Raw genomic sequence first — 14182 nt, 5'->3', positions numbered from 1 at the left:
CTCCCCCGCGTATTACTTCCCTTTTTCGTCCCGTACTTACTGTGCTTTGCGCCGCCTCGCGGTTGCCCTTTGTGCCCGGATTGGCTTGTGTTGCTTTGTGTCGGTTCGGCCCCGCCCGTTTTTTCTCCCAGTTTTAGTGTATGTACAATATTGAAGAGTTGAAGGACCGTCTGCTTTCCGAACTGAAGGAAATAGCAGAAGAACTGAACGTCGGTAACTTCAAGAAACTCAGCAAACAGGATCTGATTTACAAGATTCTGGATCAGCAGGCCATCACGCCAGCCGACAAGCTCCCCAGAAAAGTGAAAACGGCGGACGAGAAACCCGTGCCTGCGCCACTAGCCTTTTCGGATATGGCCGTGGCCGCGCCGGCTACTGAGCTGCCGGCTTCGGTTGCCGTTACGCCCCGGCCCGTTCCTGCTTCCCGCGCGCCCCGCACCACGCCACCGCGCCGGGGCAATGCTGCTCCCGTAGCGACTCCCGCCGCCGTAGCCACTCCGGCTCCCGCTGTGCCGGAGCCTGTGGCTGCCGCACCGGAGGTGGCTGCCGAGCCGCTGGCCACCATCGACGGCGACAGCCGGCCCGTCAAGCCCTATCAGCGGCCCGAGCGCCGCACCCGCTCCGAAGGCCGTGGCCGCGCTGAAGCTGCGCCGGTAGCTGAGTCCGCAGTGGAAGTTGTGGAGCCGGATAATGCGCCTATTGCCGCTGCGGTAGCCATACCAGCTGAAGCCGCCGCACCCGTCGCCCCGGAAACCGTAGCAGCCCCGGCTCCTATTATCTTCCGCGAGCCGCGCCCTGAGCAGCCCAATGGCCTACAGCGCGACGGTGGCCGCGAGCCTCGGGAGCCCCGCGAAAGCCGCGAGCCGCGCGAACCCCGGGAGCAGCGGGCCGATGCCCCCCGCGAATACCGGAATGATGTTCCGCGTGATGGTCGGGAGCCACGTGAGCCCCGGCCCCTGCGCGACTCGCCCCGCGAGCCGCGTGAGCCGCGTCCCGAGCGGGAAGGCCGGGAACAGGGCCGGCGCGACGACCGTTTTGCGGCCCGCGACCAGCAGCGGCAACAGCGGCAGCCCGGCGAGCAGCGGCAACCCGGTGAAGCGCGCCAAGCTGGTGAGCCTCGCCAGGGCGACCAGGCCGCGCAACGGCCGCGCAACGAAATAGACATTGTGCTTCCTAGTGAGGGCACGCTGGAAATGATGCCCGATGGCGGCTATGGCTTCCTTCGGTCGCCATTCTACAACTACCTCGCCTCGCCCGACGATATTTATGTAGCTCCCCAGCAGATCAAGCAATTTGCGCTCAAAGCCGGCGACACGGTAAAGTGCACAATTCGGCCACCGCGCGAAGGCGAAAAGTATTTTGCCTTGGTGGGCGTAGAAGGCATCAATGGCCGCACGATAGAAGAAGCCCGGGACCGTATCCCATTCAGCAACCTCACTCCGCTGTTTGCCGAGGAGCGCCTGAAGCTTTCCACCAAGTCGAGCCAGCTGAGCACCCGCATTCTGGACCTGTTTGCGCCTATCGGTAAGGGGCAGCGCGGCCTGATTGTGGCGCAGCCCAAAACGGGTAAAACAGTATTGCTGCAGGAAATTGCCAACTCGATTTCCGAAAATCATCCTGAGGTTTACCTCATCATTTTGCTCATTGATGAGCGCCCGGAGGAAGTAACGGATATGGCCCGCTCGGTGAAAGCCGAAGTGCTCAGCTCCACCTTCGACGAAACGGCCGACCGCCACGTGAAAATTGCCAGCATTGCCCTCGACAAAGCCAAGCGCCTCGTGGAGTGCGGCCACGACGTGGTAATTCTGCTCGACTCCATTACTCGCTTGGCCCGCGCTTATAACACGGTGCAGCCTGCTTCCGGCAAGATTCTGTCGGGTGGTGTGGATGCCAACGCGCTGCACAAGCCCAAGCGCTTCTTCGGTGCGGCCCGCAACGTGGAAAATGGCGGCTCGCTGACCATCATTGCCACGGCCCTCATTGAAACCGGGTCTAAAATGGACGAGGTTATCTTCGAGGAATTCAAAGGCACCGGCAACATGGAATTGCAGCTGGACCGCAAGCTGGCCAACAAGCGCATTTTCCCGGCCATCGACGTGCCGGCTTCCGGTACCCGCCGCGAAGATCTGCTGATGAGCAAGGAAGAGCTGAACCGGATTTGGGTGCTGCGCAAATTCATGGCCGACATGACCGCCTCGGAGGCCATGGAGTTCCTGAAAGACCGCATGAAGGGCACCAAGGACAACGAAGAGTTTTTGCTGTCGATGAACGGCTAAGCCGACTTACTGTAGCCCGCAAAAGCCAGTGGAACCTGTTTCCACTGGCTTTTTCATTTTTAATCGGCTCAAACTTTTGATTCCTTTGCGAGTCTTACTGCTTTGCCCGCAACCCCATGGAACAACCCACCGACCTACCCGAGCTTCTCTACATCTTCGACCCCTTGTGCGGCTGGTGCTACGGCATGAGCCCGGTGATAGAGCGGGTGCAAAACGAGTTTGCGGGTCGCCTGACGGTTTCGGCCCTGAGTGGGGGCATGGTGACGGGCCCGCAGGCTGGCCCGATCCGCAACGACTGGGAATACATCAGCGGGGCGCTGGAGCAGGTAGAAAAAGTGGCGGGCGTCACGTTTGGGCCGGCTTTCCGGCAGCTGGGAGCCGAAGGCAGCTACCGGCAGGATTCGGAGCCGCCGTGCCGCGCCCTGACCGTTTTCCGCCAGCTCGACCCTTATCATCAGGCAGCCAGCTTCGCGCACGCTATTCAGCAGGCCTATTTCCGGGACGGACAAAACCTGAACGACCCGGCTACCTACGAGCCGCTGGCCGCCGATTTTGGCCTGAACGTAGCCGAGTTCCGGCGGCGGCTGGCGCTGCCCGAAACGGCTCAGGCCACGCGGCAGGAATTTGCCGCCGTGGCCCGCATTGGCGTGCAGGGCTTCCCGACTACTATTCTGCGGGCCGGTGACCAAGGCTATCTGCTGGCGCGTGGGTTTCAGCCCTATGCGGCCTTCGTCGAAGGACTGGAGCTGGCTATGCGGCAGGCCGCAGCAGAAGGCAATAGCTGAAAAGCTCCGCAGGCGGCTAGCCGCCGAAGCTGGCGAGGCGGACCACTTGCTTTTTGAGCGGCGACCAAACGATGCGTCGCTTGTCCTCTTTTCCGACCAAGTAGTGAAAGCTCACGGCCTCGGGGCGCTGGTGTAGGTCATCCCAGGTGGCGCGGTCCAGGTCGCCGGGCGCGTAGGTTTCCTGGGGTCCCAGCGCGGGCTTATGGAAATTCCGCTCAGCAAAGAACGTGTCAAGACGGCGGCGGATGAAAGCTTCGCGCTTGGCGGGCGTAGCGGTGGGCGTTTTCATCTCATACACCATAGAAGCCTCCAGATCGGCCGAACTCAGCATCTCCCGAAAAATAACCTGCCCGGTCGCATCGGTTATAGTGAAGGTAGCCTCGCCGGTGAGCAATGATGTGCCACGCACCGCCAGCGTAAATACATCGGGCGCACCGGGAGCGGAAAATGGGTGCTGCTGGCGGACTACCTTCAGCGTATCCGACTGGGCCGTGACAGTGCGGGCACGTGTGGTGTCCGGCGGCTCCGGCATCGGGGCCGAAGTCGTTGTGTCGGTGGTGCGGGCTGCATCGGGGGAGGAGCAGGCACCTGCCAAAGAAAGCAGCGTAATCAGGTTGGTAACGCGCATAGCGAGGATTCGAAAGTAAGCTTTATGCCTTACGTGGTGTCCTTGTCCGCTGTTGAGCGCTTACAGGCGCGCCAGCAGCAGCATAGCCACAAATGCCGCGCTCAGGCACAGCGACGATACTTGATTCATACGCATCGTGTGCTCGTAGTCGGCAGCCGTGGGGGCGTGCCACACCGCCCAGGCCCAGCGCGCAAACAGGTACACCACCGGCCCGGTAGCCACCAGAAAAAGCAGCAGATTCCGGGTTTCGGCGCGCAGCCAGTACGTGAAAGCCAATAGCGCCGCCCCCAGTAGCAGGCCCACGGCGGCAAAAACGAATGTGCCTCGCAGCCCCAGCCACAGGCTGAGCGTCTGGTCGCCGCGCTGGCGGTCTTCCTGGTGTTGGTACACCTGCGTCAGTGGGTAGGAGCCGCACAAAAACAGGGTGCTAACCAAGGCCAGCAGCAGGTTGGTAGGCGCGGTAATAGCTGCCAATGAGGCACCCACGCCGATCTGCGTCATCAGAAACGTGAAAGCGCCTTGAAAAATTACTACTACTGCCGTGCTGAGAAACGGGTGCTTTTTGAGCCGGATTCCCTCGTAGCTGTAGGCTTTTGAAATCAGCAGGTACACGGCTACCAGCACGGCAAAAAGTGGCGACAGCAGCCACGCGCCCAGCACCGCCAGCGCATCAAACAGCCACACCAGATGAATTAATTCCTCGGAAACTTTCGGTGGCTGCTTGAGACCCCCGATGCTGCCCTCGTCCCGGTCGTAGTAGGAGTTGTAGCCGTTGGAAGCCGGGTAAGCCAGCAGGTGCAGCACCACGAATACGCCTACGGCCCGTGCTGCGTCTACCGGGCCGCGCAGGGCACTCAGGCCAAACCAGTACACGGGCATCAGGTAGATAGAAAAGGGGATACGCAACAACGGCAGGGCACGGCGGTAGGCAAGCAGCATGCGGCAAATGTAGGCTTTCGCCCGCAACCCCCTTTGCGAAGCTTAGCGTGGATACCCTACCAGGTACGTAACCTCCGGCCCCCAGCGGTGACGCACTTTTCCCGCCTGCCACTGAAAGCGGTGCTCCGGGTCGGCAAGCCGGGCCAGGGCCAGAAGCTGGTCGGGCGGGTACATGCGCAGAATCGACACGGTGCCGTCCCAGATGGTGAACAGCGGAATGAGCGGCAGCACGTAGGTGAAAAGCAAGCGGCTGAGCCGGAAAGGGCGAATCAAAGGCGTAATCAGCAGTTGGGCCACGGGTAATATGGTCCAGGCTAGCAGCATTTCGTGCCAGTGCTTTCCGGCGCCTTCAAACACGCCAATACCCGCGCCTTGCCGCACGGCATCGGCCAGCAGCGCCTCGGCGGCAGCGGGCGGAAAGTGGTGGAAAGCGGAGAATACCGTCCGGAAACCAGCAAGCCCCACGGGCACCGCCAGCGCATCCACCGCCGCGCTTTCGTAGCCGATAGCGCCGGCAGTACGCTCCTGTAGCAGCTGCCACGCCTCGGGCTGGGGATAGAGGTCGGTGAGCGTGACGCGCAGCTGGCGGAGCCCGGGCTGCCGGCGCAGGGCCAGCGCGACTCCTTCGGTGCCGCCGCCCGCGCCCGCGCACAGCTCCACTATGTGCTGCTGCCCCGTTGCCTGTAGCGCCTCGCGCAGCAGCGGTACGATAGGCTGGTAGATCCGCAGCCCACTGATCATGAAGCGCAGGTAATCCATCATGCCCGCCCGAATTACTTCCGGAAACCAGGGCAGGTCTTCAAATTCGAATAGCTGAAGGCGAAGTTTCACGCGGCTAAGTACGCACAAAACCTGTGTCAGGTCAGCGGAGTCCTAGTGTATCAGGATTTGTAGCGGCTGGCGGCCGGGCCATACAGCCAGAGCACCGTGAGCAGGGCCGCGCCCAGGTAGGGCAGCGACAATGCAAGTAAGCTGCTCAGTGAATCGATGGGCATGAGCAACAGTAGCAGTTGATTTGCCAGAATATAAAAGGCCGTAATGCCCGCCAGCGCCATGCTGCGCCGCGACCAGCCGGAGTAGTAGCTGCTCATCAGCGCGAAAAATGGCAGCACCAGCGGCACGATGCTCAAGGACACAATAGCCGCCACCAGCCCCACCATAAGCGCAATGGAATAGTCGTTGAGCCGGTCCAGGGAGAAGTCGATGAGCAGCCAGAGCGTACCGCCAAAGTTGCTGAGAAGCCACAGCAGCAGCGTGCGGCGGATAGTAGAATACGTGGAGAGGAGCTGTTGTACCATGGGGCCGGAGAATACGGGGAGTGAAAAAATAGCTGACAGCAGTGGAATGAGCTGTGCCTACATACGCAAGCGAAAAAGCAGCTGGTTTGCCGTAATGAGAGTATTTACGGGAATTTTGCCCCCCATTTTGAGTAGCTAATTCCCGAAATGGGAAGCATGGACACGCGCTTTGCATTAAGATTCGGAGAGGCTTTTTCCACCGGGCACATCGATAGCCACAAAAAATTCGGCCAAGCTTATAGGCAGCACCGTTCTTTTATTTAGCTTTGCAACACAAAGTGCTCTGGAAATATGAAGCCCGCTACCGATCCGCTTGCCCAGCTTACTGAGATTCGTGCCATTATGGAGCGTTCCTCGCGGTTTTTGTCGCTCAGTGGTCTGTCCGGCGTAGGCGCAGGCGTGGTAGCGCTGCTGGGGGCCGGTACCGGTCATTGGTACCTGCGGGAGCAGTATGGCGAAGGCGGCTTCGTACGGCTGGTCGAAGGCTCGGCCGTAGAGCAGCGGGCCGCGCTGCCGTTTCTGGTGGCGCTGGCCGCCGGCATGATTGTCGCCGCGCTGCTGGTAGCCACTTACTTCACGCTGCGCCGGGCCCGCCAAGATGGGCAGGTGATCTGGAGCACGCTGGGCCGCCGGCTGGCGCTGAGTCTGGTTATTCCGCTGGTGGCGGGCGGTCTGTTCTGTCTGGCGCTGTATCTGCGCGGCGTGGCCAGCCTCGTCGTACCCGGCATGCTGCTGTTCTACGGGTTGGCGCTGCTCAATGCCAGCAAATACACCCTCGACGAAATCCGGCTGTTGGGCCTTACCCAGATCGGCTTAGGGCTGGTAGCCTTGCTGCTGCCGGGCTATGGGCTGCTGTTTTTCGCTCTGGGCTTCGGATTGGGGCACATCGGCTACGGCCTGCTCATGTACAACCGCTACGAACGCGCCGCGCGGCCCCAACTGTGAAGCACGTCATTCATACCCTCAACAAGGCCTTCGACCACCGGGTGCGGCTGGGCGTTATGGCCGTGCTGCTGGCCAACGATTCGGTGAGCTTCACGGAGCTCAAAGAGGCCCTCGACCTGACCGACGGCAACCTTGCCAGCCACGTGGCAGCCCTGGAAAAAGCGGGCTATGTGCAAGTCAGCAAGCAGTTTGTGGGTAAAAAGCCAAATACGACCTACACCGCCAGCCCCAGCGGCAAACAAGCGTTTCAGGAGCATCTGACAGCCCTGGAAAAATTACTGCGTGGGTAAAGCGCCTTTTTTTTGCCCTTTTACTTTGAAATACAAAGTTCTTTTGGGACTATAAATCACTCACCTTCTTTCCCCGTAGTCATGCGTTTTCCGCTTACTTCCGTCCAAAAGCTGCTGCTGCCGCTGGGTGCGGTGCTCTTCGATTTTCTGTTCTGGCAGGAGCGCGCCGGGGTCAATATGATGCTCTACACGGGGTTTGTGCTGACAGCCGTGCTGGCTACCCTTCCCAAAGCTGCCGCCGCGCGGCGCTCCGGCTACTTCTGGCTGGCGAGTGGGGGGGCACTGCTCAGTGGGATATTCGTGGCGGTGTATGGCTCATTTGCCGCGCATCTGGCCTGCGTGGTGTCCTTGGCTTTGGTGCTGGGCTACGTCAATCAGCCCCATCTGAAGCTCGTGGGCTACGCGCTGCTTACGGCCTTGGCCAATCAGCTGCTGGTGGTGCCGGCACTGCTGGGGCTGGTGCGGCCGCTCCGGCAAGTAGGAGCAGAGGCGCGGCGCGTGGGCTTTTATGCCCGGCTGCTTGTGGTGCCGGTGCTGACGCTGGGCGTATTTCACGTGCTGTTTGCGTTGGCAAATCCGCGCTACAGTGCGTATGCGGAGCAGGCGTTGGAGACCGTAGCTACCTGGCTAAGCGCGCTGCTGATCAACATTTCCTTTGCCCACCTGCTGTTTTTCGTGCTGGGCCTGCTGCTCACGGGCGGCACGCTACTGGTGGTGCCCATTCATTTCTTTGCCGACCACGAGTCGCGCTTCGGGGAGTTTGTGCGCCGGCAGCGCGACCGGGTAGCGTCGTTCGGAGTGCGTCGGCCGGACTTTCAGCGCAAAGACTTCCGGGCGCTCGACCTACGCAAGGAATACTTGGTGGCGCTGGGCTTGTTCGGGCTGGTGAATGCGCTGCTGCTGGTCGTCAACCTCATCGACATCACCTGGATCTGGTTTGGCTTCCGCCCCGCGCCCGGCTTCGATATGACCCAGTTTGTGCACGAGGGCACTTACGTACTCATTCTGAGTATTCTGGTGGCTATGGGCATCGTGCTGTGGTTTTTCCGCCGCAATCTTAACTTCTACGCCGCTGGCCTGCGGTGGCTGCGGCTTGGCGCTACGGTGTGGGTGGTGCAGAACGCCGTGCTGGCTATTTCGGTGGCGTTGCGCAACTATTATTACATCCACTACACCGGTCTGGCCTACAAGCGCATCGGTGTCTACGGCTTTCTGCTGCTGACTTTCTTTGGTCTGGCTACTATTCTGCTGAAAATCTGGCAGCGCCGCTCGGCCTATTCTTTGGTTCGCCTCAACGCGCTGGCTGCCTACGCGCTGCTGCTGCTACTGGCCGCCGGCAACTGGGAAGTCTGGATGGCGCACTACAACCTGCAGCCCCGCTTTCAGCGCGTCGATTACGGCTTCCTGCTGGCTATGCCCGACCGGGTGCTGCCCGAGCTGGCCGCGGAGGCCGCTACCATGCCGGGCCGGGAGTTGCTATGGGAGGTAAACGGCCGGTGGGAACCCATGTCCTGGGCCGTGGCCAACGACCGGTTGCACCGCCGGCTGCGCAACTTCCAACGGCTCCAGCAGCGCCGCGGCTGGCAAAGCTGGACCTACCTCGACAGCCGGGCTTACACCGCTATGAACGCCTTGCCGCTACAGCCTGCCGCTGCACGCCCGGCAGCAACCACGCCGTCGGTTGCCAACCGCTAACTACCTCTCACATGACTTTTCAGGACTGGGCCACGTATTTCCGCCAAAATCAACACCACCTCGACCAGCTGAGTTGGGATGACCCCTACCGCCTCAATGACCGGGAAAAACGGCAGGTGCGGCACTCGCTGCAGCACTTTCAGAAAGGGGAAAGCTCAGAAGGCAAGCACCTCTACCAGCGGGTGAAAGCCGTTGGCGATGCTGAGTATACGGCTGCCATCCGTCTTTTTATTAAGCAGGAGCAAGGCCACGCCCGCGTGCTGGGCGAGTACATGGAGGGCCAGAAAATACCGCGCTTGCGCACCCACTGGCTCGATGCAATATTCCGGAGCCTACGCCGGTGGGCTACCCTGGAGCACACGATTCGGGTGCTGCTCACGGCCGAAATTATTGCCGCCGTATACTACAAAGCCCTGTTCCAAGCCACGTTTTCGGGGCTTCTCCAGCAGATTTGCCGCCGTATTATGCAGGCCGAGGAAATGCACATCAACTTCCAGTGCTTCAGCCTGCGGCAGCTCGAACGGGACCGGTCTGGCCTGCTCAGCTGGACGATTCGGCTGGCGTACCGCTTGTTGCTGCTGGGCACCACGCTGCTGGTGTGGCTCACCTACCACCGCATGCTCCGGGCGGGCGGCTTTGGGTTGCTGGCTTTTGCCGATGCCGTGTGGGATGAGCTGGACCGTGCCGAGCGCATGATGACCGGCACCGATTCGATTACCATTCGCGGGCAACAGGTAAAAGCCGTTCGCCCCGCTGGCCCGACAGTCTGCTATGCCACTGCTCCCACCTTCCGGGCCCTCTGGGCGGGCGAGTGAGACGGCCCGGCAATCGGACACCAGCCAGCATGCCCCAGCCGCCCCAACAGCACATTTTCCTTAGCTTGCCTACCCAGCCGCTAACGTAGGTGGTAGGCGTAGCTGCTTTGCATGGCCCGTACTTCGTTGCTTATTCTGTTGCTTCTCGCCCTGCTCATCGAGTTGGTACTCACCGTCGGCGGCTTCCTGGCACCTGATCTGCTGCTGGCTAAATTCGGGGTGGGGGTCAACGCCGATACGCGGTTTATGGGCTATGCGCTGGCGTGGCTGCTGCTGTTCGTGTCGCTCGTCGATGCTACGGCGCTGTGGCAGGTGTGGCGGCGGGCGGCTCACTACCATACGCTGTGCTACCTGCTCGGCTTCTGGTGGATTGGCATCGGCCTGGGCCTGTACGTCAGCTATGACCGGGTAGATAATCTGCTGCTCGATTCGGGCAAAGGCCTGCTGATTGTGCTGGCTACCTGGCAAAGCCGCAAGCAGCGCCCGGGGGCAGGAGCGAGCTGAAATCGGGCAAATACTACGCCGGCACTGCCCCGACGCATACGGGGCCGCGCCTAACTGGTATATTTGCTACTTCAGTTGCCGGGAGCCCAGGCTCCTTCTGCCTCTATCCGTCCCGAATGTCCGCTTCCGAACAACCGAAAACCGCTGCTGCTTCCCGCCCCCCGCGCCGCTGGCCCAACATCGTGGCGCGTACCGTTTGGGGGCTTTTCGTAATCGGCGTCGGCGTTTTTCTGCTCTACCCGATTCTGGTGAAAAGCAACTTCCTGTTCCTGTTTGGCAAGTCGCCGAGCCTGGAGGAAATGGAAAGCCCGAAGGTGGAACAGGCCTCCGAGCTGTACACCGCCGATGGCGTGCTGCTGGGCAAATACTTCCGCGAAAATCGCTCGCCGGTTCCCTTCAGCAAGATTTCGCCTCTGCTCATCAAGGCCCTGATTGCCACCGAAGATATCCGGTTCTACGAGCATTCCGGCATCGACCTCACGGCCCTGGCGCGGGCCGTGGCCGGTGGTGGCCGCAACGGCGGCGGCTCCACCATCACGCAGCAGCTGGCCAAAAACCTCTACAAAATCCGGCGCGGCGACCGAGGCCTGCTCGGCTATATTCCCATCGTCAGCACACTCATCAGCAAAACCAAGGAGTGGCTCACGGCCGTGGAGCTGGAGAAGCGCTACACCAAGGAGGAAATTCTGCGGATGTACCTCAATACCGTTGAATACGGCTCCCAAGCCTTCGGTATTAAAGTAGCGGCCAAAACCTTCTTCAATACCTCCCCCGACAGCCTCAACGCCGAACAGGCCGCCATGCTGGTCGGGATGCTGAACAACCCGACGGCTTTCAACCCGCGCTTCCACCCCGAAACGGCCCTCAAGCGCCGCAATCTGGTGCTCGGGCGCATGGGCCAGGCCCAGGTGCTCACCGCCAAAGCCGCCGACTCGATTCAGCAGCGCCCTATCGTGCTGCACTACCGCGTCGAAAAGCACATCGATGGCCCCGACACCTATTTCCGGGGCGCGGTCAGCCAGTTCGTGAACAAGTGGTGCGAGGCCAACGGCTACGATATGTACCGCGACGGCCTGAAAATCTACACCACCATCGACTCGCGCATGCAGCAGCACGCCGAGGATGCCGTGCAGAACCGCATGAAAAACCTCCAGCAGCAGTTCGACCGCTTCTGGAAAAACCGGGGCGGCAACCCCTGGGTAGACGATGAGGGCAAGGAAATTCCTAACTTCATCGAAACCCAGATGAAGCGCACCGACCAGTACAAAATCCTGGCCGCCCGCTACCAGGGCCAGCCCGCCCGCCTCGATTCGGCCCTGCACGCCAAGCGCCCCATGAAGGTATTTACCTGGAAAGGCGACGGCGACACCACCCTGGTTTTGTCCCCCCTCGACTCGCTGGCCTACTACAAGCACTTTCTGCACGCGGGCATGATGACGATGGACCCCTTCACGGGCCACGTGAAAGCCTGGGTGGGCGGTATCAATTTCCGCTTCTTCAAGTACGACCACGTTAAGCAGGGCCGGCGGCAGGCGGGCTCCACCTTCAAGCCCTTCGTCTACCTCACGGCCCTCGACAACGGCTACACGCCCTGCGACCGAATCAGGGACCAGCGCGTGACCATCAACTACGTGGAAAACGGCCAGCCCATGGAGTGGAAGCCCGACAACGTGACCCGCGAATATACGGGCATCAACATGACGCTCCGCCACGCCATGGCGCGTTCCGTCAACTCCGTTACGGCCCAGCTGACCGAGAAAGTAGGCTGGAGCAACGTCGTCAAGTACGCCCACAACGTGGGTATTACGAGCCCGCTACTCTCAGTGCCCAGCATTGGCCTGGGTTCGGGCGGCGACGTGAACGTGTACGAAATGGTGGATGCCTACAGCACTTTCGTCAACAACGGTTTCCAGAGCGAGCCGCAGTTCATTACCCGCATCGAGGACCGCAACGGCAACGTCATTCACCAGTTCGACCCCAAGCAGAAGCGCGTAATTCCTTCCGAAACGGCCTGGTTGATGCTCTATATGCTGCGCGGCGGCATGGACGAGCCCGGCGGCACTTCCCAAGCCCTGTGGGAGTATGACCTCTGGGACAACAACAACCAGATTGGCGGCAAGACCGGCACCACTTCCAACTATTCCGACGGCTGGTATATGGGCGTCACCAAAGAGCTCGTAACAGGCGTTTGGGTGGGCGGCGAAGACCGTAGCATTCACTTCGTGGGCTCGCAGCAGGGCGAAGGTGGGCGGATGGCACTACCCATCTACGGCACCTACATGGAGAAGCTATATCAGGATAAAGACCTCGATATTACGATGGGTCCGTTCCCGAAGCCCACCAGCAAAATCAGCAAAAAGTACATCTGTGTATCCGAGTCGGAGCCGCGCCGCCGCCGGGTAGAGGCAGTGGATACCATTGCTACCGATAATCTGCTGGAGCAGTTGAATAGCGAGGGTGCGACCTTACCGGATAGCTTGAAGCTGTAGCAGCACTCAGTACCCGAAACCAACACAGCTGTTTTTGAGTGTAGTGAGCTACCGCGTATCCGATGGTAGTAACCACTACTAGTTTTTTCGTTGATAAGCTACGCTGTCCATGATCAGCCGGTCTGGATAGACCATTACCCGATACGACTCCCGGAACGCACCGGAATCAAGTACCAGCATACCGCGCTTCAGCTTTTCTTCGAAGCTCAACGATGACGCACTGTCTGCTGGGTTTACCATATGATAACCAATCAGTACGTAGTCGTGGTTGACTAGCAGAAAGTGAGCAACGAGTGAATCACGGTATTGGCTAATCTTGCCTCGAAAGCTGTAAAACCCACCATCGGACGCCGAATACGACTTTTCCTGCTCTTTAACAACAACGGGGACTTGTTCCAAAAAAGCGGAGTCGCCCCGGAAAGTCAACCTATTTTCGTGGTACCAATGGTCTGTGGTGTCATCGGGCGTAATGTCATCACGACTCGACCCCATGCTTTCTAAGCCGATGTAAGAGCCAGCGGCCGGCAGTGCCAGCTGGTCCGAGGGCTGGCTGCAGGCTTGAGCCAGTAGTATCACTACGAGGCTAGTACCAATTCTCATTACTCGTCCCCATAAAACGACTCAAGGGCCGCCTTCAGCTGTGGGTATTCGAACTGAAAACCAGTTTTTAGCACCTTATCAGCACTTACGCGCTGGGAGCCCAGCACGATTTCACTCATCTCGCCCATCATCAGCTTGAGGCCGAAAGCGGGAACTTTGGGGAGCACTAGCGGCCGGTGCATCACCTCGGCCAGTGTCTCGGTAAACTCCTGGTTGGTTACCGGATTGGGAGCCACGGCGTTGTAAGTGCCCTGCCAGCGGGCATCTTCCAACACTTGAATGAACAAGCGGCACAAATCGTCGAGGTGAATCCAGGACATGAACTGCCGGCCCGAGCCCAGCGGAGCACCAGCCATCATTTTCACCGTGCGCGCCAGCGGTACCAGCGCTCCACCTTCCGTGCTCAGCACAATGCCAATGCGCATCAGCACCGTCCGGATTCCTAACGCCTGGACCTGCTGCCCGGCTTTCTCCCACTGCTGCGACACGGCCACCAGAAAGTCACTGGCTGAAGCGGGCGGGGTTTCTTCTGTCACCAGTTGGTCGCCACTGTCGCCGTAGATCCCAATGGCCGAGGCCGACAGGAACGTGCGCACGTGCTGGTTATTCTTCGCCAGCTCCCGTGCTATCAGACTGGTACCCTGCAGCCGGCTGGTCAGAATGTCGCGCTTACGCTCAGTAGTCCACTTGCCATCCGCCACGCTGGAGCCCGCCAGATTGATAATATAATCGGCGTAGGGCACGGCTGCTTCGTCGATAGTGCCCGCACTGGGGTCCCAGCGGAAGCTGCGGTAGCGGCTCTGGCTGGGTTGGCGGCTCAGAATAGCCACTTCGTAGCCGGCATCAATAAGCATGTCGGCCAGGCGGGTGCCAATCAGGCCAGTACCACCGGTGATAAGAACTTTTCGGGACATTTTC

General features: G+C 60.3%; 14 protein-coding genes. 8 read left to right on the top strand and 6 right to left on the bottom strand.

Features of this window, described 5'->3' with window-relative positions:
- The first annotated feature begins 140 nt into the window (after nucleotides 1–140).
- Together rho and E5J99_RS03570 are read left to right on the top strand one after the other, a co-directional pair.
- A complete protein-coding gene (rho, locus tag E5J99_RS03575; protein ID WP_135496344.1) occupies nucleotides 141–2276 on the top strand; it encodes a transcription termination factor Rho in 2136 nt (711 codons plus the stop codon).
- Nucleotides 2277–2392: 116 nt separating this feature from the next.
- Complete coding sequence (locus E5J99_RS03570) at nucleotides 2393–3061, top strand: DsbA family protein (protein ID WP_135496343.1); 669 nt, start codon at nucleotides 2393–2395, stop codon at nucleotides 3059–3061.
- Nucleotides 3062–3077: 16 nt separating this feature from the next.
- On the opposite strand, the gene E5J99_RS03565 is transcribed toward E5J99_RS03570, so the two are convergent.
- From E5J99_RS03565 to E5J99_RS03550, 4 genes are read right to left on the bottom strand one after another with little or no spacing between them, the layout of a single operon-like run.
- Nucleotides 3078–3689, bottom strand: coding sequence for a hypothetical protein (locus E5J99_RS03565; RefSeq protein ID WP_135496342.1), 612 nt, complete (start codon nucleotides 3687–3689; stop codon nucleotides 3078–3080).
- A gap of 60 nt (nucleotides 3690–3749) precedes the next feature.
- Nucleotides 3750–4628, bottom strand: coding sequence for a UbiA family prenyltransferase (locus E5J99_RS03560; RefSeq protein ID WP_135496341.1), 879 nt, complete (start codon nucleotides 4626–4628; stop codon nucleotides 3750–3752).
- Nucleotides 4629–4670: 42 nt separating this feature from the next.
- Nucleotides 4671–5459, bottom strand: coding sequence for a class I SAM-dependent methyltransferase (locus E5J99_RS03555; RefSeq protein ID WP_135496340.1), 789 nt, complete (start codon nucleotides 5457–5459; stop codon nucleotides 4671–4673).
- Nucleotides 5460–5509: 50 nt separating this feature from the next.
- On the bottom strand, nucleotides 5510–5926 hold the full coding sequence (locus tag E5J99_RS03550) for a hypothetical protein (protein ID WP_135496339.1): 417 nt from the start codon (nucleotides 5924–5926) through the stop codon (nucleotides 5510–5512).
- Between the two features lie 291 nt (nucleotides 5927–6217).
- Between E5J99_RS03550 and E5J99_RS03545 the strand changes: the two genes are divergently transcribed.
- The 6 genes from E5J99_RS03545 to E5J99_RS03520 all read left to right on the top strand — a co-directional run bounded on the left by E5J99_RS03545 (nucleotide 6218) and on the right by E5J99_RS03520 (nucleotide 12664).
- Entirely contained in the window at nucleotides 6218–6871 is a 654-nt protein-coding gene (locus tag E5J99_RS03545) for a hypothetical protein (RefSeq protein ID WP_135496338.1), read from the top strand.
- Entirely contained in the window at nucleotides 6868–7161 is a 294-nt protein-coding gene (locus E5J99_RS03540) for a winged helix-turn-helix domain-containing protein (protein ID WP_135496337.1), read from the top strand. Before E5J99_RS03545 ends, E5J99_RS03540 begins: the two co-directional genes overlap by 4 nt.
- Nucleotides 7162–7242: 81 nt before the next feature.
- On the top strand, nucleotides 7243–8856 hold the full coding sequence (locus E5J99_RS03535; protein ID WP_135496336.1) for a DUF4153 domain-containing protein: 1614 nt from the start codon (nucleotides 7243–7245) through the stop codon (nucleotides 8854–8856).
- Nucleotides 8857–8867: 11 nt separating this feature from the next.
- Nucleotides 8868–9671, top strand: coding sequence for a ferritin-like domain-containing protein (locus E5J99_RS03530; protein WP_135496335.1), 804 nt, complete (start codon nucleotides 8868–8870; stop codon nucleotides 9669–9671).
- Nucleotides 9672–9782: 111 nt separating this feature from the next.
- Nucleotides 9783–10175: a hypothetical protein gene (locus E5J99_RS03525; RefSeq protein WP_135496334.1), complete on the top strand. Its 393-nt coding sequence runs from the start codon at nucleotides 9783–9785 to the stop codon at nucleotides 10173–10175.
- Nucleotides 10176–10291: 116 nt separating this feature from the next.
- Nucleotides 10292–12664: a transglycosylase domain-containing protein gene (locus tag E5J99_RS03520; protein WP_135496333.1), complete on the top strand. Its 2373-nt coding sequence runs from the start codon at nucleotides 10292–10294 to the stop codon at nucleotides 12662–12664.
- 78 nt (nucleotides 12665–12742) lie between these two features.
- Here the strand turns inward: E5J99_RS03520 and E5J99_RS03515 are convergent, their stop codons facing one another.
- Both E5J99_RS03515 and E5J99_RS03510 read right to left on the bottom strand, forming a co-directional pair.
- Nucleotides 12743–13240: a hypothetical protein gene (locus tag E5J99_RS03515; protein ID WP_167851961.1), complete on the bottom strand. Its 498-nt coding sequence runs from the start codon at nucleotides 13238–13240 to the stop codon at nucleotides 12743–12745.
- Nucleotides 13241–13263: 23 nt separating this feature from the next.
- Nucleotides 13264–14178 (bottom strand): TIGR01777 family oxidoreductase, encoded by a 915-nt coding sequence (locus E5J99_RS03510; RefSeq protein ID WP_135496331.1) that lies wholly within the window; start codon nucleotides 14176–14178, stop codon nucleotides 13264–13266.
- Nucleotides 14179–14182: the final 4 nt, after the last annotated feature.

Source organism: Hymenobacter elongatus (assembly GCF_004745955.1).
In the GTDB taxonomy this organism is placed as follows: domain Bacteria; phylum Bacteroidota; class Bacteroidia; order Cytophagales; family Hymenobacteraceae; genus Hymenobacter; species Hymenobacter elongatus.
The sequence above is the reverse complement of the archived record's forward strand: the minus strand, read 5'-3'. Positions and strand labels throughout refer to the sequence as shown.